Raw genomic sequence first — 26,137 nt, 5'->3', positions numbered from 1 at the left:
AGGCATAATGCGTCTGTACCCACAGGCGCTTGATGCTCATGACACCGACCCTCCCCCGCAGACCCCGCTGGCGCAGCCTGGCACTGCTTGCGTTGTGCCTGGCACCCTTGCTGTGGCCGCTGGAGCATCTGGCCGAGCGTTATTACCGCAGCGAGCTGGCAGGGCAGAACCGTCAGACCCTCGACCTCTACGTCGCCAACCTGCTGGGTACCCTGCACCGCTATGAAGTGCTGCCGCAGATTCTCGGCGACCTGCCCGCCCTGCGTGCGACGTTGGGCGCCCCCGACGAGGGCGTGATTCAAGGCAATGCCAATCGTCTGTTGAAACACATCAGTGCCCAGACCGGCGCCGAAGTCATGTACCTGATGGACACCACCGGCAAGACGCTGGCGGCCTCCAACTGGGACAAACACGACAGCTTCGTCGGCCGCAATTTTTCTTTCCGTCCTTATTTCAGTGAAGCCATGGCCGGGCGCCTGGGGCGCTTCTTTGGCCTGGGCACCACCTCGGCCAAGCGCGGTTACTTCTTCGCCGCGGCGATACACGATCGTGAAAAAATCATCGGCGTGTTGGTGGTCAAGGTTGACCTCGATCACACCGAAAGCCTCTGGGGCAAAACCCCGGAACAACTGCTGGTCACCGACCACAACGGTGTGGTCATCCTCACGTCGCGGCCAGAATGGCGTTTCCGCTCGACCCGTCCATTGAGTGATGAGGAGAACAAGGCCGTCGCCGCGATTCAACCCTATCCGACCCGCGATCCAAAGCCGTTGAGTCTCGACCCCAATGCCTGGCTGACCCAAACCCGGCAGATCGAAGAAACCGGCTGGAGTGTCAGTATCCTTGCTCCACGCACCCTGATCGACCGCCCCGTGCGCACAGTCGTGGCCATCGGCGGCGCAACGCTGCTGGTATTGATGCTGCTGCTTGGCCTGATGATGCAACGCCGACGCCATTACCTGGAGCGGATCGCCTTCGAAGCCAAGGCCCGCCAGGAACTGGAAGGCCGGGTCGCCGAACGGACCAGCGACCTCGAGGGCCTCAACCGTCGACTGAAACAGGAAGTGCTGGAGCGCGAACACGCCCAGCAAGAACTGGTACGCGCTCAGGATGATCTGGTACAGGCCGGCAAGCTCTCGGCGTTGGGGACGATGTCGGCGAGTATCAGTCATGAACTCAACCAACCGCTGGCGGCAATCCGCAGCTACGCGGAAAACGCCGAAGTGCTGCTCGATCATCAGCGCACCGAGGATGCTCGCGGCAACCTCAAGCTGATCAGCGAACTGACCGGGCGCATGGCGTCGATCATCGCCCACCTGCGCGCCTTCGCCCGACGTGATCGCCACGCCCCGGAAAGCGTGGCCCTGCAACCGGCGCTGGACGACGCCCTGGCGTTACTGGCCAAACGTCGGCGCAGCATGGAAGTCGAGCTGATCCGCGACCTGCCGGCCGCCACCCTGTGGGTCGAGGCCGGAGAAACCCGTCTGCGCCAGGTACTCGGCAATCTGCTGGCCAATGCGCTCGATGCGCTGACGGAAAAAGGCCCGCCGCGTAAACTCTGGTTGAGCGCCCAATCCACCACCGACGGCGTCACTCTGTACATTCGCGACAACGGCCCCGGGTTCTGCCTGGAAGCGCTGGGTCGTGCCGGCGAGCCCTTCTACACCACCAAGACCCGCACTCAGGGACTTGGGCTGGGGCTGGCGATCTGCGACACCCTGATGCGCGCCTTCGGTGGTGAACTGTCGTTCTCCAACCATAAGGAAGGCGGCGCCCTGATTACCCTGAAGCTGCGCGCAGGCGCGCCGGGCGTGAGCCTGCAACCGTCCGAGGACCGAAGTGCATGACCATCGACAACCGCATCCAGGTCGTGTTGATCGACGACGATCCCCACCTGCGCCAGGCCCTGAGCCAGACCCTGGACCTGGCCGGCCTGAAGATCCTGCCGCTCGCTGAAGCCAAGGGCCTGGCCGGGCAACTGGAACGCGACTGGCCGGGAGTGGTGGTCAGTGACATCCGCATGCCGGGCATGGACGGCCTCGAACTACTGACCGAACTCCACGCCCAGGATCCGGAGCTGCCCGTGCTGCTGATCACCGGCCACGGCGATGTACCCCTGGCGGTGCAAGCCATGCGCGCCGGGGCTTATGACTTTCTGGAAAAACCTTTCGCCAGTGACGCCCTGCTCGACAGCGTACGTCGCGCCCTGGCCCTGCGCCGTCTGGTGCTGGACAACCGCAGCCTGCGACTGGCCCTGAGCGATCGCAACGAACTGAGCGCTCGACTGGTCGGGCAATCGGCGCCGATGCTGCGCCTGCGCGAGCAGATCGGGGCACTGGCGGCGACCAAGGCCGACGTGCTGATCCTCGGCGAAACCGGTGCGGGCAAAGAAGTGGTGGCCCGCGCGCTGCACGACTTGTCGAGTCGGCGTAACGGCCCGTTCGTGGCAATCAACGCCGGGGCCCTGGCCGAGTCGGTGGTGGAAAGCGAGCTGTTCGGTCATGAACCGGGCGCGTTTACCGGCGCGCAGAAGCGCCGCATCGGCAAGTTCGAATTCGCCAACGGCGGCACGTTGTTCCTCGATGAAATCGAAAGCATGAGCCTGGACGTGCAGGTGAAATTACTGCGTTTGCTGCAAGAGCGGGTCGTCGAACGCCTGGGCGGCAATCAGTTGATCCCGCTGGACATCCGCATCATCGCCGCGACCAAGGAAGACCTGCGGCAATCCGCCGATCAGGGGCGCTTCCGTGCCGACCTGTATTACCGCCTGAACGTTGCGCCGTTGCGCATTCCGCCACTGCGCGAACGGGGCGAAGATGCGCTGGTGCTGTTCCAGCATTTCGCTGACGAAGCCAGCGCCCGCCACGGCTTGCCGCCCCACGAACTGCAACCGGGGCAACGGGCGCTGCTGCTGCGTCACAGCTGGCCAGGTAACGTGCGAGAACTGCAGAACGCCGCCGAGCGCTTTGCCCTGGGCCTGGAGCTGGCACTGGACAACAGTGCGCCGGATGGCGGTGTCGGCACCACGGTTGAAGTGGTCAGCGGCGGCTTGAGCGAGCAAGTCGAGAACTTCGAGAAAAGCCTGATTGCCGCCGAACTGGCGCGCTCGCACAGCTCCGTGCGCAGCCTCGCCGAAGCGCTCGGCATTCCGCGCAAAACCCTGCACGACAAGCTGCGCAAGCATGGCCTGAACTTCGCCGATGGCGGCACCAGCAGCCATACCGACGACCTCGATTGAGCTACCGTAAAATCATCCTCATCAAACAAAAGGCCCGCGAATGAACCGCGACAGTCGTCACCTGGAATCGATCCTCTATCGCGACATCCCCCTCACACGGGACATGGGCCTCAAAGTGCTCGACTGGCACGACCAACAACTGCGCCTGCATCTGCCGCTTGCGCCCAACGTCAATCACAAGAGCACCATGTTCGGTGGCAGCCTGTATTGCGGCGCGGTGCTGGCCGGCTGGGGCTGGCTGCATTTGCGTTTGCGTGAAGAAGGCATCGAAGACGGGCACATCGTGATTCAGGAAGGGCAGATCAACTACCCGCTGCCGGTCACCATGGACGCGACAGCGATTTGCCAGACACCGAGTGCGACGGTGTGGAGGAAGTTCCTGGCGATGTATCGACGCTATGGGCGAGCGCGGTTGACGCTGCATTCGCGGATCGTGAATGCCGGGAGTGAAGAGGATGCGGTGAGGTTTACCGGGCAATACGTCCTTCACCGGTAAAGCAAACGATCTTAAAAGATCGCAGCCTCGTTGCACTCGACAGCTCCTACAGAGAAGCGCGCCCCCTGTAGGAGCTGTCGAGTGAAACGAGGCTGCGATCTCTTGATCTTTACGCCCGAGCGAGCGCCAATAGTTTCTCCCGCCATGCCGCTTTAGCCGGCAGCGCCAGGAAGAACTCATTCAGCAACGATTCCCGCGCCGGATAACAGAACGGCGCGCCGCTCAAATCCAGCACCTCACCGCCGGCGCCTTCCAGCACACCTTGAGCCGCGGCCGTGTCCCACTGCGAAGTCGGCGCCAATCGCGGATAACAATCCGCAGCCCCTTCCGCCAGCAGGCAAAACTTCAGCGAGCTGCCGATATTCGCCAGTTGCAGCTCGCCCAGACTGTCACTCAACCCCGCCAGTAAGCGCTCCTGCTCAGGGCTCGAATGACGACGACTGGCGACCACCGTGAAGGCTTCACCCGCAGCCGGCACCTCGCGAACCTGAATTGGCAACGGCTCGGCGCCTTTATCGCCGCGCCAGGCACCCAGCCCGGCACCGCCTACATAAAAACGCCCGCTGGTCGGCATCGACACCACGCCGAACACCACACGCCCCTGCTCGATCAGCGCAATGTTCACGGTGAACTCTTCGCTGCCGGAGATGAACTCCTTAGTGCCGTCCAGTGGGTCGACCAACCACCAACGCTGCCAGCCGGCACGCACGCTCTGGGGGATGTTGGCATCCTCTTCGGACAGCACCGGAATAGTCGGGTCCAGCGCCGTCAACCCGGCAAGAATCACATGGTGAGCGGCCATGTCGGCAGCTGTGACCGGGGAATCATCGGACTTTGCCGTCACGGCAACGTTGACGCGCCAGAACGGCAGGATCGCCTCGCCAGCCTTCAATGCCAGTTCTACCACCGGTGCCATCAACGGATGGGGAAAATTCAACTTCATGGCAGGAACACCCCACGCTGAGTCAACAGATCACGGGCCAGATACAGCGCCGCCAAGGCACGGCCCTCGGTGAATCGCGGGTTCTGCGCCAACGCCGACAATTCCCGCAGGTTGATCTTGTCCATCCCCATCGGCTCGGGCTCGTCACCCTCCAGGCGTTCTTCGTACAAATCGGTGGCCAGCACCACCTGGATTTTCTGGCTCATGTAGCCAGGTGACAACGACAACTCGGTCAGGTGCTCCAGTTGCCGCGCGCCATACCCGGCCTCTTCCTTGAGCTCCCGCTCGGCCGCCGCCAGCACGTCTTCGCCCGGCTCGATCAAGCCTTTGGGGAGGGACAATTCGTAGGCATCGGTGCCACCGCAGTATTCCTCCACCAACACGGCGTGGTCCGCGTCGAGCATCGCCACGATCATCACCGCACCATAACCAGCGCCTTTGCCGACCAATCGCTCGTAAGTGCGCTCCACGCCATTGGAAAAGCGCAATTTCAGCTCTTCGACACAGAATAATCGGCTGGTGGCGACGATTTCGCGGGCGAGTATGGTGGGTTTCTGGCGCATGGGAAGCTCCTTGGCGTGAACGCGTTACTATACCCGGCCTATCCTGATTGTTTACCTCGGATATCTTTTTTACCGCTGGAGAAGTTTTTTATGTCCCTGCTGCCCTGGCGCGACATCGATACCGTTCTGCTGGACATGGACGGCACGCTGCTGGACCTGCACTACGACAACCATTTCTGGCTGGAACACCTGCCAAAGCGTTATGCCGAGTTGCACGGGGTGAGCCTGGCCATGGCGGAGCTGGAATTGCAGCCACTGTTCGAGCGCCATGCCGGTCAGTTGCAGTGGTATTGCCTGGACTTCTGGAGCGCCGAACTGAAGTTGTCGGTACGCGAACTGAAACTGGAAACCGCGCACCTGATCGCCTTGCGTCCGGATGCGGACACTTTTCTGGCAGCGATAAAACAGGCCGGCAAGCGCGTGGTACTGATCACCAACGCCCACCGCGATTCGTTGTCATTGAAACTGGAAAGAATTGAACTGGCGCCTTATTTCGAGCGCTTGATCAGCTCTCACGATTACGGTTTCGCCAAAGAAGACCCGCAGTTCTGGGATGCCTTGCAGGCCGATATCGGCTTCGACCCGGCACGCTGTCTGTTCATCGACGACACCCTGCCGATCCTGCGCAGCGCACGCAATTTTGGGGTGGCGCACCTGCTGGCCGTGAGCGAGCCGGACAGCCGCAAAGGGCCGAAGGACACGGCAGAGTTTGCGGCGGTGGGGGATTATCGGGAGTTCATCGCAGGGCTCTGACTCAATGTAGGAGCTGCCGCAGGCTGCGATCTTTTGATCTTGATCTTTGGCAGTTTCAATGCCGCCAGGATCAAAAGATCGCAGCCTGCGGCAGCTCCTACGGGCCTCACATTACTCAGGAATCCGCAACACCTGCCCCGGATAGATTTTGTCCGGGTGCGAAAGCATTGGTTTGTTGGCTTCAAAGATTTTGTTGTACTTGTTCGCGTCGCCGTATGCCGCCTTGGAAATCGCGCTGAGGGTGTCGCCCTTTTTAACGGTGACGAACCGCGCTGCCTTGGCAACCGGCCCCGTTACGGTGATCTGGTCATCGACGCTACCGACACCGGCAATATTGCCCACGGCCAATAGAATTTTTTCCTTCTCTTCCTGGCTTGCCACTTCACCGGTGACGGTGACTTTGTCGCCATCGATGGTCGCCTGAACATTCGGGTTACCCAAGCCGACCTTGCTGATGTGTGCCTTCAGCTGCTCGCTGGCGTTGGCATTGCCAGGTGTCAGCAGATCAATAAGTTTTTCACCTGCTTCTTTCACAAAGCTAAAAATACTCATGGTGCACGCTCCTTGGGATTTGGGTTCCAGACGCCCAAGACTAGACCAGTCGTTTGAAGACCGGTTCCCAACCGACCAATGACCCAACCCCGCGCAGGCGGTAGAATCGCAAACCTTGCCGGCGCCCTGGAGCGAAGATGGACATCAAGCAGCTGAAATTCCTCATCGCTCTCGACGAAACCCGACACTTCGGCCAGGCCGCCGCGCGTTGCCACATCACCCAGCCGACCTTGTCCATGCGCCTGCGCAGCCTTGAGGAAGAACTCGAGCTGCCGCTGGTCAATCGCGGCCAACGCTTCGAAGGTTTCACTGCACCGGGTGAGCGCGTGCTGGCATGGGCACGTACGGTGCTGGCGGCCTACGACGGTTTGCAGGCCGAAGCGGCGGCCTGTCGCGGCAACCTCGTGGGCACGTTGCGTCTGGGGGTGGTGCCGCTGTCGAGTTTCGACCCGGTGCCGCTGATGCAACGCCTGCACGCCGCACACCCGAACCTGCGGTTCGAACTCTCGGCCCTGAGTTCCGAACAGATCCTTGAACAACTGGCGAATAACCGTCTCGACCTCGGCGTATCGTACCTGGAGCATCTGGACGGCGAGCGCTTCGACTCCCTGGCGTTCAGCGAAACCCACATGGGCCTGCTCTACGATCAACGCTTCTTCAGTTTCGGCGAGACGCCACTGAGCTGGGAGTCGCTGATCGAACTGCCCATGGGCATGCTCACCAGCGGCATGCACTTTCGCCAGTCCATCGACCATAACTTCCACAGCCGTGGCCTGACCCCACAGCCGTTGCTGCAAACCGATGCAGTCCACCAATTGTTACAAGCGGTACACGGTGGCCTGTGCTGCGCGGTGATGCCGCTGAACAGCGGCCTCGAAAACCTCACCGATCACTTGCGTCTGCAACCCATCGAAAGCGCCCAGACCCTCGCCCGGCTGGGGCTGATCATGCGTCGCAGCGCTCCGCGTTCGGCCTTGGCAGAAGCCTGTTTTGCGATCTATCAGAAATCACCGGCAGACACTTGATCGACGCCATCTATCGGTAGATCAGTAATAGCGATTAGACGCGACATGTTGACGCGCCTAGGCTTAAAGCTGACCAAACCGTCGGTGATGCCTAATGAACGCCAAGCGCCCCGGCTGCGCGGCGCCCGCTCTCGAAACGCCCGCGCCCGCCGCAAGCCAGACATACAGTTACTGCAACCTCGAATACTCCGAATCATCCAGCACCGCGCTGGCTGAGGAAGTCGCGTTGGCGATCGCCTACAACGGCATCAGCCAGGCCGTCATGTTGGTGACGCCGACGGACCTTGAAGACTTCATCGTCGGCTTCAGCCTCGGCAGCGGCATCATCGAAGACGCTTCAGACATCTATGACCTGCAACTCAGCGGCTCGGGTTCGGCGCAATACGCGCAGGTGACCATCGCCAACCGCGCCTTCTGGAACCTCAAGCAGCAGCGCCGCCAACTGGCCGGCACCAGCGGTTGCGGGCTCTGTGGCGTTGAAGCGGTGGAGCAAGCGCTGCCCGACCTCAAGGTGCTGCCCGGCGCCCCGCTGCCCCCGGCCGAATGGCTGGACGGCCTGCGCCATCGCATCGGTGAATTCCAGCCTTTGGGCCAGCATTGCGGCGCGGTGCATGCGGCGGTGTTCATGAATGGTAAAGGCGAATTGCTGCTGGGCCGTGAAGACATCGGCCGGCACAACGCCCTCGACAAGCTGATCGGCGGGTTGATCCGCCAGAAAATCCCGACCACCGATGGTCTGGCGATTGTCACCAGCCGTTGCAGCCTCGAATTGATCCAGAAAGTTTTACGCGCCGGCATCCAGACCCTGGTCAGCCTGTCGTCGCCCACGGGACTGGCCGTGCAATGGGCCCGTCGACACAACCTCAATCTCATCCACCTGCCGCAAAAAAGTGCGCCGCGGGTCTACAGCCCCGCGACGGAGAATCAAGCGTGAGCCAACACCAACAAGCCGACCAGAAACCCGTTCCACGTTACAAGCCTTATAAAGGACCGGCCGGTGGCTGGGGCGCGCTGGCCAGCGTCGCCCGGGCCTGGTTGACCAGCGACAACGCGTTGAAAAATCTGCGCATGATGCTCAAGACCAACAAGAACGGCGGGTTCGACTGCCCCGGTTGCGCCTGGGGCGATTCTAAGGAAGCCGGCATGGTGGCGTTCTGCGAGAACGGCGCCAAAGCAGTGAACTGGGAAGCGACCAAACGGCGTGTCGATGGCGCATTTTTCGCCAAGCACAGCGTCAGCTCGTTGCTGGAGCAAAGTGATTATTGGCTCGAGTACCAGGGCCGTCTGACCGAGCCGCTGAGCTACGACGCCGAAACCGATCGTTACAAACCGATCAGCTGGGAAGCCGCCTTCGCCCTGATCGGCAAACACCTGCAAGGGCTGTCGAGTCCGAATCAGGCCGAGTTCTACACCTCGGGTCGTGCCAGCAACGAAGCGGCGTTCCTCTATCAATTGTTCGTGCGCGCCTATGGCACCAACAATTTCCCCGACTGCTCGAACATGTGCCACGAAGCCAGCGGTGTGGCATTGGCGCAAAGTGTCGGCGTTGGCAAAGGCACGGTGACCTTCGATGACTTCGAACACGCCGATGCGATTTTCGTCTGGGGCCAGAACCCTGGCACCAACCACCCGCGGATGCTCGAGCCACTGCGCGAAGCGGTGAAACGCGGTGCGCAGGTGGTGTGCATCAACCCGCTGAAAGAGCGCGGCCTGGAACGCTTCCAGCACCCGCAACACCCGATCGAAATGCTCACCAACGGCGACAAGCCGACCAACACTGCGTACTTCCGTCCGGCATTGGGCGGCGACATGGCGATCATGCGCGGCATGGCCAAGTTCCTGCTGCAATGGGAGCGCGATGCGCAGAAGGCGGGTGAGCCTGCGGTGTTCGACCACGACTTCCTCAATGAACACAGCGCCAACGTTCTGGAATACCTCGGCATCGTCGACGACACCCCGTGGGAGCAGATCGTCGAGCAATCCGGCCTGACCCTGGTGGAAGTCGAGCAAGCGGCGCGCATGTACGCCAAAGGCAAGAACGTGATCATGTGCTGGGCGATGGGCATCACCCAGCATCGCCATTCGGTGGCGACCATCCAGGAAATCGCCAACCTGATGCTGCTGCGCGGCAACATCGGCCGGCCGGGGGCCGGTCTGTGCCCGGTGCGCGGCCACAGTAACGTGCAGGGCGACCGGACGATGGGCATCAACGAGCGTCCGCCGGTGGCGTTCCTCGACTCCCTGGAGCGGCGCTTCCAGTTCAAGGTGCCGCGTGAAAACGGCCACAACGTGGTCGAGGCCATTCACGCCATGGCCGACGGCCGTTCGAAAGTCTTCATCGGCCTGGGCGGCAACTTCGCCCAAGCCACACCGGACAGCCCACGGACCTTCCAGGCCCTGAGTAACTGCGACTTGACCGTGCAGATCAGCACCAAGCTCAACCGCAGCCATTTGGTCCATGGTAAAGACGCGTTGATCCTGCCGTGCCTGGGCCGTACCGATATCGATATCCAGACCGAAGGCGCCCAAGCGGTGACCGTGGAAGACTCCTTCAGCATGGTCCACGCCTCCAACGGTCAGTTGCAGCCGTTGTCGAACCTGATGCGCTCGGAACCTGCAATCATCGCCGGTATCGCCGCCGCGACCCTGGGCAGCAAACCGGTGGACTGGAACTGGCTGGTGGCCGATTACAGCCGTATCCGCGACCTGATCGCCGACACCATCCCGGGCTTTCGGGACTTCAACGAGAAAGTCCAGAACCCCGGCGGTTTCTACCTGGGCAGCAGTGCTGGCGCACGTCGCTGGAATACCCCATCGGGTCGGGCCAATTTCCGCCCGAACATCCTGCCCAAAGACCTGGTGCACGAACGCACCCGCGCCACCGGCGTACTGCCGGACCTGATCATGCAGTCGATGCGCTCCCACGATCAGTACAACACCACCATTTATGGTCTTGATGATCGTTATCGCGGGGTGAAAGGTCAGCGGGATGTGTTGTTCGTCAATGAAGCCGACATCATTCGCCTGGGGTTCAAACCGGGGCAGAAAGCTGACATCGTTTCGATCTGGGATGATGGCCGTGAGCGGCGGGTCAAGGGTTTCACCCTGCTGGCATTTGATATTCCTGCCGGGCAAGCGGCTGCGTACTATCCGGAAGTGAACCCGCTGGTGCCGTTGGAAAGCACCGGGGATGGCAGCCATACGCCGACGTCGAAGTTTGTGGCGATCAGGCTGGAAGCGGCGAGTGAGACGGGGCTGATCATGGCTAAGTCAGCTTAACGCAAAATCAAAAGATCGCAGCCTTCGGCAGCTCCTACAGAGGAAACGCATATCCCGCGTAGGAGCTGCCGAAGGCTGCGATCTTTTAACAAAATCATTGACACAACAACTATCAAACGCCCACAAAAAAGGCCGCTTTTATATAAAAACGGCCTTTGATAAGTAGCTAAAGACCGGCGAAAAACACTTAAGTTCCGCCCAAAAAACAGCAACTTATAGAAATGTGCTCAAGTCGTGTTACTCGTCGGATTTCTATTGTCACAATCACGACGCAGCCTCAGGATCGCGCCGTCATCCCCTTGAGGTTCCTCTATGAAGTTCTCCTCGATTCTCTTGTTGTCCCTTGGCCTGGTCAGTGGCTTCGCGTCTGCTGGCGGCACCACCGAAGCAGGTGTGGGCGGCGCATTGGGCGGGGTTCTGGGCTCGGTCGTCGGCCAATCGCTAGGCGGCAGTACAGGTTCAACCATTGGCGCGGCCCTGGGCGGCGCGGGTGGTAGCGCAGTTGGCGCAGACAGACACAGCCGTGGCGAAGCCGCCATTGGTGGTGCGTTGGGCGCAGCTGGCGGTAACGTGGTCGGCCGCAGCATGGGCGGCACCACCGGTAGCCTGATCGGCTCCGCAGCAGGTGGCGGCCTCGGTGGCGCGCTGGGTAACCATATGGGCAACAATAGCTATGACGATGATCGTCGTTCCTCTCGTCGTGGTTATGACGATGATGATCGTCGCTACTACCGTGGTCACCCGGGTCGCGGCCATGCCTACGGGCATCGCAAGCATCACCATCGCTATCACGATGACGACTGAGGCTTGAATCGCCTCGTCGACCGGTAGATCCAAGAATCGCAGCCCTCGGGCTGCGATTTTTTTGCCCTCAGATCGCCAGTCGCTCCAATGCCCCACGCAATCCGGCAGGAATCGCCACCGGCTGGTTCGACAGCCGATCGACGAATACATGCACGAAGCGCCCTGCCGCGCAGACCTCATCTTCTCCAGCCTTGAACACCGCCAGCTCGTACTGCACCGAACTGTTGCCCAACTTGCCGACCCGCAGGCCAATCTCGATCCGATCCGGGAAAGCGATAGACGCAAAGTAATCACAGGCCGAACTCACCACAAAACCCACCACCTCACCGTCATGGATATCCAGACCGCCGACTTCGATCAGGTAGGTGTTCACCGCCGTGTCGAAAAAACTGTAGTAGGTGACGTTGTTGACGTGACCGTAGGTGTCATTGTCATGCCAGCGGGTGGTGATGGGCTGGAAATGGGGGTAGTCGGTGCGTTGGGGCATCGGGTTGGACATCAGCGTCGGTTCCTGGAGTTGGATGGCTAGTTTAAGGTGAAACCGCGTCGTACCCCTCGCGAGCAGGCGCCAAATAAATCACATGTCGGCAAACCCTCTGCCTTGCGCCGCCAACTCCCCAATCAACCGCGCCGGCGCCCAGTGATCGCCCTGTTTGGTCTCAAGCTGCAACAACCGCAGATGAATATCGTCCAGCCCTTGCTGATCCGCCCAGGCCATCGGCCCGCCCTTGTCCGCCGGGAAACCATAACCGTTGAGGTACACCAGATCGATGTCGTGCGCCGACGCCGCAATGCCTTCCTGAAGGATCTTCGCCCCTTCATTGACCAGTGCCAGCAAGCTGCGCTCAAGAATCTCCTCCGGCCCTATCTCACGCCGCTGAAACCCCAGCCCTTCGCTGACTTCCAGTACCAGCGCATCGACTTCCACATCGTGCTCAGCCTGACGACTGCCCGGTTCGTAATGGTAATACCCGTCACCACTCTTCTGGCCGAAACGCCCCAGCTCGCACAAGCGGTTGTCCACCTGAACCTCAGGCGCATCCTGGCCTTTGCCAGCCAATTCCCGCGCGCGCCATTCCAGGTCAATGCCGACCACGTCGTACATGCGGAACGGCCCCATGGCGAAACCAAAACCTTGCAGCGCCGCATCCACCTGATAAGGCAACGCGCCCTCCAGCAACATCTTGCGCGCTTCAAGCACGTACGGATGCAGCATGCGGTTACCGATGAAGCCGTGGCAGTTGCCCGAGACCACGCTGATCTTGCCCATGCGCCGGCCCAGCGTCAGGGCTGCATCAAGCACCGCCGGCGCGGTCTGGGCGCCGCGTACGATCTCCAGCAACTTCATGATGTGCGCCGGACTGAAGAAGTGCAGGCCCAGGACCTGCTGCGGGCGGCGAGTGGCAGCGGCGATGGCGTCGATATCCAGCGCCGAGGTATTACTGGCCAGAATCGCTTCAGGTTTGAGCAGGCCGTCGAGTTCGCGGAAGATTTTCTGCTTCAGCTCGAGGTTTTCGTAGACCGCTTCAATAACCAGATCAACATCGCGGATCGCTGCGTAATCGGCAGCCGCCGTTACCCGTGCAATGCGCGCATCCGCCTCGGTCTGATCGATCCGCCCCTGACGCACGTTGTGGGCGTAAGTGTCAGCCACACTGGTCAGCGCCTGCTCAAGCATCTGCGGATTGTTATCGACCCACTGCACCGGCACCCCGGCGTTGGCCAGGCACATGACGATGCCACGGCCCATGGTGCCCGCGCCAATCACGGCGGCGCGCTGAATATCGAACGATGTCTGGCTCATGGTTGTTCTCTTATTGGCGATCCAAAGACAGTCCTCACCATAGTCAGCCGATGCGTGTTTTTGAAGTTTATTCCTGTGATGGGCGACATTCAGCGGACGGATGCGTCCCGATCCCGCAGGTTAGAGGTTCGCCTCAGCCCACGTCCGGACCTCGGCATACGGATAATCTTCCAGCACCGCAAACCCAGGAATCGACCGTGCCTTGAGCTTGGTAAACAATGGAACGCTGATCCCGCACAAAAACCGCGTCACGCGCTCCGCCGATGGAGCACTTCCCGTGTGCTGTTGGTGCCTGTGGATAAAATCACCGCACAGCGCCTCGAAATTTTTATCCACAAGCGCCGGCAACTCCGGTGGTTCGGGTAACCGCGCTACGTGGCCGTGACACACCGAACAATGCCCGCATCGCCGTGGCGCGTTTTCGTCGCCGAAGTACTCGGCCAGGCGATATCCCAGGCAGTGGTCGGTGGCGAACAGATCCAGCATGGCGTGAATCCGCGAAATCTCGGTGCGTTCGTGCTGGGTGAAGTAGGTGTGCAATTCGGCGCTCAAGGCCTGGGAATCGAAGTCGGCTTGCAGCAGGCTATAGACCTCCGTCATCTGCTTGCTTTCAAGCTCCACCCAGCCCTTTTCCTGGAAGTAATCCAGCGCCTTGACCACTCGACTGCGCTCGGCGGAATGCTGCTGATACAGTGCGTCGAAATTCACCGTGGCCCAGGTCCGTGCGCGACTGGAAGTCTGGATGATCGCCGAGACGAAGTCCCTGCGCTCACCCTCGAAACGGGCCAGCAACGCTTCCGGCTCCTGCAAATACTTGAAGCGGTATTCAGCGTAATAGGCATAGCGCGGAGCGATCAGCCCACGCAACTCCAGCTGTACCAGCAAGGTCTTGAGCGGTAACTGACGAATGTTGCTCTGATCGGCCAAAGGCCCCAGCAGAAACTCCCACTGCCCCTCGGGCGCAGCGGCTTGCAACTCGTCGAGCACACAGCGAATGCCGTCCCGCTCCGGTGTGTCGCCGTAGACGAAATTCTCCAGCACGTTAAGGCTGTCGCGGTTGGCCAGCACCAGGCAATCGGACGGCTGCCCGTCACGCCCGGCACGGCCGATTTCCTGGCTGTAGTTTTCGATGGATTTGGGCAGGTCGAAATGCACCACGTTGCGGATATCGCTTTTGTCGATGCCCATGCCGAAGGCAATGGTGGCGACGATGCAATTGGACTGCCCGCCCATGAACCGGCGCTGAATCGCTTCCCGTTGCTCGTGGGGCAAACCGGCGTGATAGGCCTCGGCCTGTATGCCGTTGCGCCCCAGATGTTCGGCGATGTGCTCAGCTGTTTTCTGCAGAGTGACGTAGACAATGCTGGGCTGGCCGGGACGCTGGCTCATCCACTCGACCAGGCGGCGGCGCTTGTCCTGGCCACGCACCGGTTCCACCAACAGATTGAGGTTGGGCCGGTAGAAACCGGTGGTCACCACATCCTCAGGCGCAATGGCGAACCGGGCCTGCATGTCGGCGATCACCTTGGGCGTCGCGGTGGCCGTCAGCAGCAGCGCCTGAGGGATGTTGAACTGGCGTTGATAGTCCGGCAGCTTGAGGTAGTCGGGGCGGAAGTTGTGACCCCACTCGGAGATGCAGTGGGCCTCGTCCACCACCAACAGCGAGATCGGCACCTGCTGCAGAAAATGGCGGAAACGCTCGTTCTTCAGGCGCTCCACGGAAATCATCAGAATCTTCAATTCGCCGGACTTTGCCCGGGCCATCACATCGCTGGCGTCATCGCGACTCTGGGCCGAATCGATACTGCCCGCCGCAATGCCGTGGCGCTGCAAGAACGCCAACTGATCCTGCATCAACGCCAGCAGAGGCGAGACCACCAGCGTCAGGTGCGGCAGCAGGATGGCCGGTAACTGATAGCACAGGGATTTGCCCGAGCCGGTAGGGAAAATCGCGGCCGCCGAGCGCCCGGCCAGCACTGCGCTGACCGCCGCCTCCTGGCCGGGCCGAAACTGTGGATAACCGAAAACCTGTTCCAGGGTGTTGTGCATAAGCTGTCACTCCGTTGACCGCTGCGAAGCCCAAAGCCTAGCCGGCGAACGCAGCGAGTCGAGAAAAGGTCGGGGGCAAAAACGATACGGGATGATACAGCGTCAACCCATCGATTCCTTCGCCACAGATTGAAACAAACGAGGCACTTTGCCCCCTGACATCAGCCCCCTGTCAGCCGGTAAGGTTCGCCCCGAGAAAAACCATTATCCGCGAAGTTTTCATCAAGGCAGGACGCCTGCACGCGGATCCTCACAAAGGAACAATCATGTCTAACACTCTGCTTTTTCCAATCGCCCTTGTCTTTGCATCCCTGCTGCTGAGCGGATGCATGAAACTCCCTGACGACCCCCTCTACGCTGCGCCCACAACTCTGGACAGCGCCTCACAAACTTAGTCATCGATCGACTGACGTCGGGTGGCTATGGCACCAACACCGCCACCCGCAACTGCTCATCCAGCGCCTGCTCATGAAACACCCGGCTCTTGTTCGCCCACGCCGCATAAGCCGGGCTTATTTCGCCCGTAAACGCCGCCGCCAGCTGACGCAAATCGGCGACCCTGTGCACACGAGGACAGAAGAGTTGGTCCTCGCAGTTCTGACTGGCACTGCGATAGGTGATCAGCAACCGATCCCACAACCCGTCACGCACTTGCCTGATCGACTTGAGCTTCACAGCCCGCACGCCCAGTCGCTGTTTCAGCCCCTGCTCATCCAGCGCTTCGCTGGCCAGCAACGCCTTGCCCACCATCAACACCTCGGCGCGAGATGCGGTGTCGATGTCCGCTTGGGTGGCCAGCGCATCCGGCCAACCAGTTCGCTCCATGTTGGCGAGGACCAGTGAATGACCGACGTCAGCAGCACCCGCTATCCGACAAACACCGGCCCATAACAACAAAATCGAGGCCATACGCAGCCATTGCATACCTAATTCCCTTTAAGAGTCGACTCAGACGCTTCGAAACGTCCTACACATTCTGGCGCGCACCCTCCAGAGGCTGGATGCGTTAAGCCTGACAATCCCGTAGGAATATCGACCACCAAGGGAAAAGCTTAAAAAATAGTCGAGGGATGCGTAGGCAAAGGGCGATAACACCGGTAAACCCCCTACAAAACCTGTCCACTTGCACCACCTTGCGACGCTTCGCTGCGGCCATCTATAGTTTTCGACGCGGCTGAAAACACTGTGTCGGCCCGCCGGAGCGACTTCGTACAGGACACGCCTCAACCATGAACACGTTCAACCCGTTGACCAACCGCTATCGCCCACTCAAGACCAGCTACAGCGACACCCCGGTGTTGGTCATCGACACCGATGCCAGTCATGGCGACCTGCTCGATGCTGCCCAACAACGCCTGCGTGCGGCCAGCGATCTGCTCGAAACACTTTACTGTTTATGTTTCAAACAGGCAGACGTGAAAGACATCCCGCACATCGTCAATGCACTTTACTTATTGACGCAAGACGGCTGCGAATTACTAGAAGTTGCAAAACAACAACTAAAAAACCCATCATAAACTTTTAAAGCTACAAACCTAGAAACAACCAATCACTTTATTATTAAAACAATCAACACTAGCCTGCTTGCTCTTACACAAACCAAGGGCAACACCATGACAGTACTAACTATTTTCTTCTGCGGCACCGGTTCCACCAAATTCGACGACACCCATGAGAACTTCTGGGACGGTGAACTGGTCTCCACACTTTCCTCTAACCATACCGGCCGCGAGTTTGCCGAATGGATCGTGGTCGACGGCCCCGGCAGCGGTAACCTGCAAGCCGACGATCTGTTTACCAAGTCCGCGGACTATGGCCTCAGCGGTACGCTGTTCGGCAAAGGCTGGGAGCAAAATGTCCAGCACGCGATCAACATCATCAAAGGCCAGTGCGACTGGCAGCGCGAGCAACTGACCGAAGCGGAATACAACCGCCTCAAAGCTGCCGGCATTCCCATCGAAGATGTGAAAGTCGAAGGCTCGTGGTTCTGGCGTAAATACAACTACGGCGATCGCAGCGTGACGCAACAAAAGTTACAGGAGCAAATTATCAAGACCTTCCGCAAGGATGGTGTTATTCCAACCAAAGTAAACCTGGTGGGCTGGAGCCGTGGCGGCATTAGTTGCCACATGCTGGCCAACGCCATGTTCAAGGACAGCGAACTTAAAAACATCCCGGTTAATATCTTTGCGATTGATCCGGTGCCCGGCATTGGCAATTTCCAGGATGACAAAGTCAAACTTGGCGCCAACGTCAAAGAGTATGTAGGTTTCTTCGCCCGTGATGAACGCTCGAAAGGCTTCAGCTGCGTCATCCCGCAAACCGCCACCGGCACCCAAACCCACATCTACCCCATGGCCGGCCGCCACGCCACCATGGCCGGTAACGCCACCTCCGCCGGCGGCGTCCCCAGCGGTGCCAGCGACCTGAAAATCCTGGTCGAACCCGGCCGCATCGTCCGCCACCTCGCCGAAACCTGCCTCAAGCGTTGGGGCGTACAGCTGAACAAGCCGCTGAACCTGACCCAGGCCGACTTGGAGAACCTCAGCAACGCCATGGTCAGCGACGAAGCGAAGTACCGGCTGATGCACAACTACTCCTACACCTACTTCACCGAGCTGGACCAAGGCGAACGCTACGTTTCCCTGGGCAGCAAAGGGGTCAGCTTCTCCGCGGTGAAAGGCACGATCTACGCGCCGGCGACCGGGTTGAGCACCAGTCTGCTGGATGTTGCGGCGTATCGGTCTATTTGTTGAAAACGATGGCGGATCGGTAGGAACGGCCTATGAAATCTTCATACCGTTCCTACAAGAGAAGGCTCCTTGTCGGCTATCGCCATCCTGTAGCTCAAATCTATAGTCGTGACTGTCGCTGCCAAATCAGCGGCTCGGGCTTGGTCACCCGAATTAGATCTACGCACGCACCCGTTGTATGCTGCCGGCGCTTTTTTGTGTCAGTACAGTTTATGGCGGCTGTGTTTGGGACGTCTTCGGGCGTGCCGGGTAAGCGTGCGATCTCACCGGTTGACCAACCCGAATACAGTCCGCCTCCCATCGCTTGGTCACGATGGCAGCGGTTCTTTCTGATGCATTCGAGATTACACATTATGAATAATCCGTTCACACCTGATCGCTACCGCCCACTCCAATCCAACCTTACCGACACCCCACCCCTGATCATCGACACAGAGGCCAACCCGCAAGACATCCTCGAAGCCGCCCTCCAGCGCATCCGAGCCTCCAGCGACCTCCTCAAAACCTTGCACTGCATTTGCTTCAAACACGGCGACGTCGAAGACATCCCCCACATCACCCACGCGCTCTACTTGCTGACCCAGGACGGCTGCGACCTGCTGAAAGTCGCCCAGCAACGCATGATGGGCTGGAAAGCGCCGGCCTGACGCCGAGTGAAGATCGTTCCCACGCGCAGCAAAGGAATGCCTCTACGGACGCTCCGCGTTCGGCCCTTGGGACGCAGAGCGTCCCGGGCTGCATTCCCACGCGGAGCGCAGGAACGATCAAAAAAACTTGCGTACTACGAAAAAGTGCGCCGCTCAAACTACCTGGCTAGCCTGCGTCTGGCAGGATTCGACACATCACCGGCAGACCTCGACAAATCACTCCCTACACGAAAAGAAGTGCTGGCCAAGTACCGACAAGACAAACCGCTGCCATCTGCTTCCGCTCTTCCCCACGAACCCGACGCCCAATAAGATCCTCCTGAGCCCAACCGGACGCCCCACAATGAACCTCGCCCCCAACTTCCCCGACGATCACGCCATGCACCTGCTCATGCAGCTGCTGCACGAAGAACTCGGCCTACCCGAACGCAAAACCATCAGCCTCACCACCGCGATCAACTTTGACCTGGGCTGCGACGGCGCGGATGCGCGGCAGCTGATGGAAGCGCTGGAGGAACAGTTCGCCATCGACTTCATCGACTACGACGCGTATCGGTATTTTCAGCCCGAAGGCTTTGACCCGTTCCTCAAGCGCCGGGCCAAGGGTCGTGGCGACAAAATCCCGCTGACCATTGGCATGCTCTACAAAGCAATCAAGAAGCAACGCTGGAACACGCAGGAAGTGGAAGCTGTATAGCGGATCAGGACGATAGTAAGTGGCATTATTCTGGCTGTTTAGCGTGTTTACTGCGGGAGTATTGCCAGTTCCGCCTCAAGGGAGCTAAATCGCGCTCACAAAAAAGCCGCCCTCAAAGGGCGGCTTTCTCTTACCTCAAACCACTACCGATACTTACAACTTCGGCCCAGCAGCCTTGATCGCGTCGCTCACGTCGAACTTCTTGAAGTTCTCAACGAACAACCCAGCCAGCGCCTTAGCGGCTTCATCGTAAGCAGCCTTGTCAGCCCAGGTGTTACGTGGGTTCAACAGGCCAGTCTCAACGCCCGGTACAGCCAATGGCACGTCAAGGTTGATAGTGTCCAGGTGCTCAGTCTCGGCACCGATCAACGCGCCGCTCTGGATCGCTGCGATCACGCCGCGAGTGGTCGGGATGTTGAAGCGTTTGCCGACGCCGTAGCCGCCGCCGGTCCAGCCGGTGTTGACCAGGTAGACCTTGGAGCCGAAGCCGCGGATGCGCTTGATCAGCAGTTCTGCGTATTCGCCAGCCGGACGCGGGAAGAACGGTGCGCCGAAGCAGGTGGAGAAGGTCGACTTGATGCCGCTGCCGGAACCCATTTCGGTCGAGCCCACCAGTGCGGTGTAGCCGGACAGGAAGTGGTAGGCCGCTTGTTCTTCATTGAGGATCGACACTGGCGGCAGCACGCCGGTCAGGTCGCAGGTCAGGAAGATCACTGCGTTTGGCTCGCCGCCCAGGTTCTTCTCGGAACGCTTGGCTACGTGCTCCAGCGGGTAGGCGGCGCGGCTGTTCTGGGTCAGGCTGACATCGGTGTAGTCGGCGTGCTTGGCGTCGTCGATAACAACGTTTTCCAGGACTGCGCCGTGTTTGATGGCTTTCCAGATGACCGGCTCGTTCTTCTCGGACAGGTCGATGCACTTGGCATAGCAACCGCCTTCGATGTTGAACACCACGCCCTCGCCCCAGCCGTGTTCGTCGTCACCGATCAGGTAACGGCTTTCGTCGGCGGACAGGGTGGTTTTGCCGGTGCCGGACAGACCGAAGAACAGGGTCACGTCGCCCGCTTCGCCGATGTTGGCGGCGCAGTGCATTGGCAGCACGTCGGCGGCCGGCAGCAGGAAGTTCTGCACCGAGAACATGGCTTTCTTCATTTCACCGGCGTAGCGCATGCCGGCGAGCAGCACTTTTTTCTGCGCGAAGTTGATGATCACGCAACCGTCGGAGTTGGTGCCGTCACGCTCTGGCACGCACTCGAAGTTGGCGACGTTCAGAACTTGCCACTCTTCACGACCGGCCGGGTTGTACTGGGCCGGGTTGATGAACAGACAACGACCGAACAGGTTCTGCCAGGCAGTCTGGGTAGTCATTTTCACGGCCAGGTAGTGCTCTTCAGCCGAACCTACGTGTACGTGGGAAACGAAATGCTCTTGCGCGTTGTTGAACGCCTCGACGCGAGCCCACAGGGCATCGAACTTGTCGGCCGGGAACTTGCGGTTGATCGGGCCCCAGGCAATAGCGTCCTGGGTGGTCGGCTCTTCAACGATGAAACGATCGACTGGCGAACGGCCGGTACGGTGACCGGTGCGAACAACCAGCGCGCCGGTATCGGCAAGCTCGCCTTCACCGCGACTCAGGGCTTGTTTAACCAGATCATCAACACTCAGATCGGTGTACACGGCGTTATTGGCTTGCGTCATGAGGTTCCCCGTCGGCCAGTGGCCGAGTGCTCCAAACGTTTTGTAGTAGAAAGTCGTGCACTACTACCGCGAAAAAAGTGGGCCGGATTATGCCAGAAAAGCCCAAAAAGTGTAGGGCCCTCCCGTCAGAACGGCGTTATTCCGGCGTTAAGCAGTGAATTTACCTGCGCTGAAGCGTTTTAGTGACGGGTATCTGACGGCGTATCAACCCCTGCTCCGGCGAATAACTGAGTGATATCGGCCGCGTCGAACAGGTAGCGCTCGTTGCAAAACTGACAATCGACCTCGATGCTGCCGCCATGTTCGACAACCAGCTGCTGCGCATCTTCCAGACCCAGACTGACCAGCGCATTGCCCGAGCGTTCCCGGGAGCAACTGCAATGGAAGCGCAGTTTCTGCACATCGAACAAACGAACTTGTTCTTCGTGGTACAGGCGATGGAGCACGGTTTCGTTGTCCAGGCTCAGCAATTCGTCGGCGGTCAGGGTGCTGGCCAGGGCGGTGATGTGCTGCCAACTGGCGGCGCGATCTTCTTCATCTTTCAGACGGTCGGCAGGCAATTGCTGCAACAGCAGGCCACGGGCACGACGGCCGTCGGCGTACAGCTTGAAGCGGGTGCCAACCTGCTGCGACATGACGAAATAGTTGGTGAAGCAATCGGACAGGGTTTCACCGTCGAGATCGACAATGCCCTGATAACGCTGGCCTTGAGTCGGGTCGACAGTCAGCGCCAACACGCCATTGGGCATCAGGTCGGCGAGCGTCGCATCGGGCGCGATCTGCTCGGCGTGATAGCGGGCCAGGCCGCGAATTTCGCGCTCGCTGGAGCACTCGATCATCAGCATCGGCACCGGGCCTTCGGAACGGGCCTGAAGAATCAGCAAGCCATCGAACTTCAAGGTGCCTACCAGCAACGCTGCAGCCGCCATCAGCTCGCCCAGCAGTTGCGCGACCGGCTCCGGATAGGTGTGTTTGGCGAGGACTTCGGCATAGCTACGCTCCAATGCCACCAGTTCGCCGCGGGTGTCGCTGTCATCGAAGATGAAGCGTTGGGTGTAGTCGGTATCCGGTAGATCGGTCATAGGTCTGGGTATCTGAATTGGTGACAAAAAAGGTTACAAAAAATGAAACACGCCGTAGCAGCACTTTTGGGGGTGAGCTTAGCCATAGCGGCATTTTATGAACAATTCGGGGTTGTTCCAAGCAAGGTCAAACCTCGGTTTTCGACGAGCGGTGCTTTCACCTGCGAAATGCGCCGTTGGCGAATATCCCCCATATGGCTGCACAGGCAGGCGATTACAAGTCTGCGCCCGACGGCCGTCACTACTCGTCGTTGCTGCTGCCGCGAAACTTGAACAAATCCCGGCGCTGTTTCTTGCTCGGTTTGCCGTCGGTGCTCACGCCCAACGCCCCGGCCTTGCGCATGGCCGCCGCCGCTTCACGCTTGGCAATGCTGGCTTCGGTTTCGGCATACAGGGCCTGGGCTTCCGGCGCGCCACGACGCACGATCGACAACGCCTGGACCACCACCGTGCGCTCCTCGAAGCCGGTGCGAATCTGAAACTCGTCGCCGATCCTCGGCTCCTTGCCTGGCTTGCAGCGCTCACCCCGGCAATGCACCTTGCCGCTTTCAATCGCGGCCTTGGCCAAGGCACGTGTTTTATAAAAACGCGCAGCCCACAACCATTTATCGAGACGGACCTTGTCGTCCTCTTCGCTTTTTTGTGCCATTGGATGACCTCATTCTGAAATATCGATGAACTGTACTACCGTTTCTGTCGTGCCATGAATCACAACGCCGTGGATTAGAATGCAGGCATTCCCCCCTGTTTGAGGGATGAAAATCCGGGCCGTAGATATCTGTCGCCTTTTACCCATTATTCTGCGTGAATACCGCGAATTCGGCCGCACACGGCCTGAGCGGTTTTTACCGGTTGAGCACTTTTGAAGACATTTGACCATTTGACCGTTGTCGGTCTGCGCGAGTGGGTGGCGCTCCCGGATTTGGGAGTCGCGGGCCTTCGGGCAAAAATCGACACCGGCGCCAGTACCTCCAGCCTGCATGCCACCGACATCGAGCCGTTCGAGCGCGATGGCGAACAGTGGGTGCGTTTCACCGCGCACCTGGGCACGGTGGTGCAATTGCGTCACCGGCGCTGCGAAGCACCGCTGGTGACGATGAAAACCATTAAAAGCTCCAACGGCCACGCGCAGATGCGCTATGTGGTCAGTACCACCCTGGCCCTCGGTGATCGGGTCTGGCGGGTCGAGTTCACCCTCGCCTGCCGCAAGTCCATGCGTTATCGCCTGTTACTCGGTTCCAAAGCCCTGATCGACGGCCAGTTGGTGGTCAATCCGGGCATCAAATATGTACAAGACAAGCCGGTGTTCCCGGTATCTACCCTCTCCACAGGTGTTGCATGAAGATCGCTGTGCTGTCGCGGAACCCGCGTCTGTATTCCACCCGTCGTCTGGTCGAAGCCGGTATAGAGCGTGGCCATGAAATGGTGGTGATCGATACCCTGCGCGCCTACATGAACATTGCCAGCCACAAGCCGCAAATCCACTACCGTGGCAAACCGCTGGAGGGTTTCGATGCAGTGATCCCGCGGATCGGCGCATCGGTCACGTTTTATGGCTGCGCGGTGCTGCGCCAGTTCGAAATGATGGGGGTGTTTCCGCTCAACGAATCGGTGGCCATCGCCCGTTCCCGAGACAAACTGCGTTCCCTGCAATTGCTGTCGCGCCGAGGGATCGGTTTGCCGGTCACCGGTTTTGCGCACTCCCCGGATGACATTCCCGACTTGATCGAGATGGTCAACGGCGCGCCGCTGGTGATCAAGGTGCTGGAAGGCACCCAGGGCATCGGCGTGGTGCTGTGTGAAACGGCCACGGCGGCGGAGTCGGTGATCGAGGCCTTCATGGGCCTGAAACAGAACATCATGGTTCAGGAGTACATCAAGGAAGCTGGCGGCGCGGACATTCGCTGTTTCGTGGTCGGTGACAAGGTGATCGCGGCGATGAAGCGCCAGGCCAAGCCGGGGGAGTTTCGCTCCAACCTGCATCGCGGTGGCAGTGCGAGCCTGATCAAGATCACCCCGGAAGAACGCATGACCGCATTGCGTGCAGCGAAGGTCATGGGTTTGGCGGTGGCGGGTGTGGATATCCTGCGTTCCAATCATGGGCCGCTGGTGATGGAAGTGAACTCGTCGCCGGGACTGGAAGGGATTGAAACCACCACCGGGAAGAACGTGGCGGGGATCATCATTGAGCATCTGGAGAAGAATGGCGGGCCAAATATGACGCGGACCAAAGGTAAGGGTTGAGCCTGAAAAGATCGCAGCCTCGCTTCGCTCGACAGCTCCTACAGGAAGGTGCGATCCCCCGTAGGAGCTGTCGAGCGAAGCGAGGCTGCGATCTTTTCAGCCGCTAAACCGCATCCCGCGGCAACATCAACCCAAGCGGCAACCGCACCCGCGCTTCCAGCCCGCCACCGGAGCGGTTGCGCAGCTCGACATTGCCGCCATGCATCGAGGCGATCCGTTTCACGATCGCCAGCCCCAACCCCGTCCCCTTTCCGCCCCGGGCCCGATCGCCACGGGTGAACGGGTTGAAAATCGCTTCCAGCTCCGACGGATCAATCCCCGCACCACGGTCCATGACACTCAGCACCACATACGGCGCGCTGGTATCCCCGGACACATAAGCCGCCACTTCCACTCCACTGCCAGCGTGATGCAGCGCATTGCCGATCAGGTTGTTCAGCAGCCGCTTCATCGACACCCGACGCAACGGGAACGGCTGGATCGGTTCCAGGCGCAAGTGCACTTTTTCTTCGTTCTGGTTGTACGGTGCGGCGACTTCACGAACCAGATCGCTCAGGTCCACTTCTTCCACCAACTCGTCACGACCATCGCGAATGAAGGCCAGGAACTGGTCAAGAATCGCGTCCATGTCTTCGATGTCGCGGATCATGTCGTCCGTCAGGTCGCTGTGATCGCCCATCAGTTCCAGGGACAGCCGCAATCGGGTCAGCGGCGTGCGCAGGTCGTGGGACACCCCGGCCAGCATCAGTTCGCGCTCGCGCCCCGCCTGTTCGACGTCTTCGGCCATCTGATTGAAGGCGCGATAGACCTCGGTCATTTCACTTGGCGTGTCGCTGATCGGCAGACGTACGCTGCGGCCCTGACCGAGTTGCCGCGCGGCATAGACCAGACGTTTCAACGGTTGATTGAGCTGGCTGACGAAAATCCACGCCGAGGCGGTGGATAGCAGGCCGATGGCGAGGAACCAGCCGAGCACGTTCCAGATTTTCTGGCCGCGCAACGGATGCGGGTACAGCGGCACTTTCAGCCAGCCATCGCCCAGGCTGGGTGCCCGAACCCACAGCGCCGGTGGCGAGTGCATGCGTAATCGTACTTCGGTGTCGGCACCCAGTTCGGCCTGCATCTGTCGCTGGTAGATCTCGCTGTACGGCCAGTGCTGCTCGCCTTCCGGCACACCGGCGCCCACCACCCGGATCAGGGTCGCGGCATCGGCAATCTTCGCGCGGTTCTCTTCATCGGCGGCCCAATAGGCGCGCAGCGTCAGGGCGACGCCGTGGCTGTATTGGCGATCCACCAGCACGTCTTCGTTCATCAGCAGATAAACCAGGGTCAGCGCCTTGGAGAACAGGACGACGATCAGCACCAGCCACAGGGTGCGAGAGAAGAAGCTCTGGGGGAACCAAACAGGGGTTTTCATGGGTAACCGCTACACACTTGCAGGAGCGAGCGATGCTCGCATATTGCGGATCGCGAGTCTGCGGGAAAGGTCATCCGACCCGTTACCCGCAGGACC

25 protein-coding genes and 1 pseudogene are annotated in these 26,137 nt (G+C 60.0%); 15 read left to right on the top strand and 11 right to left on the bottom strand.

The annotated features are described in order from the left end of the window. Window positions 1–38 precede the first annotated feature (38 nt). From LOY36_RS01280 to LOY36_RS01270, 3 genes are read left to right on the top strand one after another with little or no spacing between them, the layout of a single operon-like run. Entirely contained in the window at window positions 39–1,847 is a 1,809-nt protein-coding gene (locus tag LOY36_RS01280; protein WP_258671988.1) for an ATP-binding protein, read from the top strand. After that, window positions 1,844–3,238, top strand: coding sequence for a sigma-54 dependent transcriptional regulator (locus LOY36_RS01275; RefSeq protein WP_018929295.1), 1,395 nt, complete (start codon window positions 1,844–1,846; stop codon window positions 3,236–3,238). The genes LOY36_RS01280 and LOY36_RS01275 overlap by 4 nt, the downstream gene beginning before the upstream one ends. Before the next feature lie 40 nt (window positions 3,239–3,278). Beyond that, the gene (locus LOY36_RS01270) at window positions 3,279–3,734 is read left to right on the top strand and encodes a YiiD C-terminal domain-containing protein (protein WP_019651489.1); all 456 of its coding nucleotides are present in this window, start codon (window positions 3,279–3,281) and stop codon (window positions 3,732–3,734) included. A 109-nt stretch (window positions 3,735–3,843) separates the two neighbouring features. On the opposite strand, the gene cysQ is transcribed toward LOY36_RS01270, so the two are convergent. Both cysQ and nudE read right to left on the bottom strand, forming a co-directional pair. Continuing rightward, complete coding sequence (cysQ, locus tag LOY36_RS01265; protein WP_019651490.1) at window positions 3,844–4,677, bottom strand: 3'(2'),5'-bisphosphate nucleotidase CysQ; 834 nt, start codon at window positions 4,675–4,677, stop codon at window positions 3,844–3,846. Further along, a complete protein-coding gene (gene nudE / locus LOY36_RS01260) occupies window positions 4,674–5,240 on the bottom strand; it encodes an ADP compounds hydrolase NudE (RefSeq protein ID WP_018929298.1) in 567 nt (188 codons plus the stop codon). The genes cysQ and nudE overlap by 4 nt, the downstream gene beginning before the upstream one ends. A gap of 90 nt (window positions 5,241–5,330) precedes the next feature. Between nudE and yrfG the strand changes: the two genes are divergently transcribed. Next, a complete protein-coding gene (yrfG, locus tag LOY36_RS01255) occupies window positions 5,331–5,993 on the top strand; it encodes a GMP/IMP nucleotidase (protein WP_258671985.1) in 663 nt (220 codons plus the stop codon). A 111-nt stretch (window positions 5,994–6,104) separates the two neighbouring features. Here the strand turns inward: yrfG and lysM are convergent, their stop codons facing one another. Beyond that, on the bottom strand, window positions 6,105–6,545 hold the full coding sequence (gene lysM, locus LOY36_RS01250) for a peptidoglycan-binding protein LysM (RefSeq protein ID WP_258671984.1): 441 nt from the start codon (window positions 6,543–6,545) through the stop codon (window positions 6,105–6,107). Between the two features lie 137 nt (window positions 6,546–6,682). On the opposite strand from lysM, the gene LOY36_RS01245 reads away from it, so the two are divergent. The 4 genes from LOY36_RS01245 to LOY36_RS01230 all read left to right on the top strand — a co-directional run bounded on the left by LOY36_RS01245 (window position 6,683) and on the right by LOY36_RS01230 (window position 11,653). After that, window positions 6,683–7,570, top strand: coding sequence for a LysR family transcriptional regulator (locus LOY36_RS01245; protein WP_019651492.1), 888 nt, complete (start codon window positions 6,683–6,685; stop codon window positions 7,568–7,570). A gap of 94 nt (window positions 7,571–7,664) precedes the next feature. Beyond that, window positions 7,665–8,504, top strand: a complete 840-nt coding sequence (fdhD, locus tag LOY36_RS01240; protein WP_258671982.1) for a formate dehydrogenase accessory sulfurtransferase FdhD — start codon at window positions 7,665–7,667, stop codon at window positions 8,502–8,504. Then, entirely contained in the window at window positions 8,501–10,849 is a 2,349-nt protein-coding gene (locus LOY36_RS01235; protein ID WP_258671980.1) for an FdhF/YdeP family oxidoreductase, read from the top strand. Before fdhD ends, LOY36_RS01235 begins: the two co-directional genes overlap by 4 nt. A gap of 312 nt (window positions 10,850–11,161) precedes the next feature. Continuing rightward, complete coding sequence (locus LOY36_RS01230) at window positions 11,162–11,653, top strand: glycine zipper domain-containing protein (protein WP_019651495.1); 492 nt, start codon at window positions 11,162–11,164, stop codon at window positions 11,651–11,653. 67 nt (window positions 11,654–11,720) lie between these two features. Here LOY36_RS01230 and LOY36_RS01225 read toward each other — a convergent pair whose 3' ends face one another. The 4 genes from LOY36_RS01225 to LOY36_RS01210 all read right to left on the bottom strand — a co-directional run bounded on the left by LOY36_RS01225 (window position 11,721) and on the right by LOY36_RS01210 (window position 16,430). Continuing rightward, complete coding sequence (locus LOY36_RS01225) at window positions 11,721–12,152, bottom strand: thioesterase family protein (RefSeq protein WP_258671979.1); 432 nt, start codon at window positions 12,150–12,152, stop codon at window positions 11,721–11,723. A 78-nt stretch (window positions 12,153–12,230) separates the two neighbouring features. Further along, window positions 12,231–13,457: a 3-hydroxyacyl-CoA dehydrogenase gene (locus LOY36_RS01220; RefSeq protein WP_258671978.1), complete on the bottom strand. Its 1,227-nt coding sequence runs from the start codon at window positions 13,455–13,457 to the stop codon at window positions 12,231–12,233. 120 nt (window positions 13,458–13,577) lie between these two features. After that, window positions 13,578–15,506: an ATP-dependent DNA helicase RecQ gene (locus LOY36_RS01215; protein WP_258671976.1), complete on the bottom strand. Its 1,929-nt coding sequence runs from the start codon at window positions 15,504–15,506 to the stop codon at window positions 13,578–13,580. A 420-nt stretch (window positions 15,507–15,926) separates the two neighbouring features. Beyond that, window positions 15,927–16,430 carry a hypothetical protein gene (locus tag LOY36_RS01210; protein WP_019651500.1) on the bottom strand — a complete coding sequence of 168 codons (504 nt, stop codon included), beginning with the start codon at window positions 16,428–16,430 and terminating at the stop codon, window positions 15,927–15,929. Between the two features lie 305 nt (window positions 16,431–16,735). Here LOY36_RS01210 and LOY36_RS01205 point away from each other — a divergent pair, with 305 nt between their 5' ends. From LOY36_RS01205 to LOY36_RS01185, 5 genes and pseudogenes are all read left to right on the top strand, one after another. Next, window positions 16,736–17,023, top strand: coding sequence for a hypothetical protein (locus LOY36_RS01205; RefSeq protein WP_019651501.1), 288 nt, complete (start codon window positions 16,736–16,738; stop codon window positions 17,021–17,023). A 96-nt stretch (window positions 17,024–17,119) separates the two neighbouring features. Further along, window positions 17,120–18,262, top strand: a complete 1,143-nt coding sequence (locus LOY36_RS01200) for a hypothetical protein (RefSeq protein WP_019651502.1) — start codon at window positions 17,120–17,122, stop codon at window positions 18,260–18,262. Between the two features lie 350 nt (window positions 18,263–18,612). Then, a complete protein-coding gene (locus tag LOY36_RS01195; RefSeq protein ID WP_019651503.1) occupies window positions 18,613–18,906 on the top strand; it encodes a hypothetical protein in 294 nt (97 codons plus the stop codon). Window positions 18,907–19,026: 120 nt separating this feature from the next. Continuing rightward, window positions 19,027–19,161 (top strand): annotated as a pseudogene (locus LOY36_RS01190) (YhfG family protein); the annotation flags it as partial. 88 nt (window positions 19,162–19,249) lie between these two features. Next, entirely contained in the window at window positions 19,250–19,603 is a 354-nt protein-coding gene (locus LOY36_RS01185) for a DUF1493 family protein (RefSeq protein ID WP_019651504.1), read from the top strand. A gap of 153 nt (window positions 19,604–19,756) precedes the next feature. Here the strand turns inward: LOY36_RS01185 and LOY36_RS01180 are convergent, their stop codons facing one another. From LOY36_RS01180 to LOY36_RS01170, 3 genes are all read right to left on the bottom strand, one after another. Further along, complete coding sequence (locus tag LOY36_RS01180; RefSeq protein WP_019581745.1) at window positions 19,757–21,298, bottom strand: phosphoenolpyruvate carboxykinase; 1,542 nt, start codon at window positions 21,296–21,298, stop codon at window positions 19,757–19,759. Window positions 21,299–21,477: 179 nt separating this feature from the next. Further along, on the bottom strand, window positions 21,478–22,380 hold the full coding sequence (gene hslO / locus LOY36_RS01175) for an Hsp33 family molecular chaperone HslO (protein WP_019651505.1): 903 nt from the start codon (window positions 22,378–22,380) through the stop codon (window positions 21,478–21,480). Window positions 22,381–22,621: 241 nt separating this feature from the next. After that, entirely contained in the window at window positions 22,622–23,029 is a 408-nt protein-coding gene (locus LOY36_RS01170; protein WP_018929316.1) for an RNA-binding S4 domain-containing protein, read from the bottom strand. A 231-nt stretch (window positions 23,030–23,260) separates the two neighbouring features. Here LOY36_RS01170 and LOY36_RS01165 point away from each other — a divergent pair, with 231 nt between their 5' ends. Continuing rightward, the gene (locus LOY36_RS01165) at window positions 23,261–23,722 is read left to right on the top strand and encodes an ATP-dependent zinc protease (protein ID WP_172901254.1); all 462 of its coding nucleotides are present in this window, start codon (window positions 23,261–23,263) and stop codon (window positions 23,720–23,722) included. Continuing rightward, the gene (rimK, locus tag LOY36_RS01160; RefSeq protein ID WP_007903081.1) at window positions 23,719–24,624 is read left to right on the top strand and encodes a 30S ribosomal protein S6--L-glutamate ligase; all 906 of its coding nucleotides are present in this window, start codon (window positions 23,719–23,721) and stop codon (window positions 24,622–24,624) included. The genes LOY36_RS01165 and rimK overlap by 4 nt, the downstream gene beginning before the upstream one ends. A gap of 103 nt (window positions 24,625–24,727) precedes the next feature. Here the strand turns inward: rimK and LOY36_RS01155 are convergent, their stop codons facing one another. After that, window positions 24,728–26,041, bottom strand: a complete 1,314-nt coding sequence (locus tag LOY36_RS01155; protein WP_007939543.1) for an ATP-binding protein — start codon at window positions 26,039–26,041, stop codon at window positions 24,728–24,730. Window positions 26,042–26,137: the final 96 nt, after the last annotated feature.

Source organism: Pseudomonas sp. B21-019 (genome assembly GCF_024749225.1).
In the GTDB taxonomy this organism is placed as follows: Bacteria; Pseudomonadota; Gammaproteobacteria; order Pseudomonadales; family Pseudomonadaceae; genus Aquipseudomonas.
This window is presented reverse-complemented; position numbering and strand designations above follow the sequence as displayed.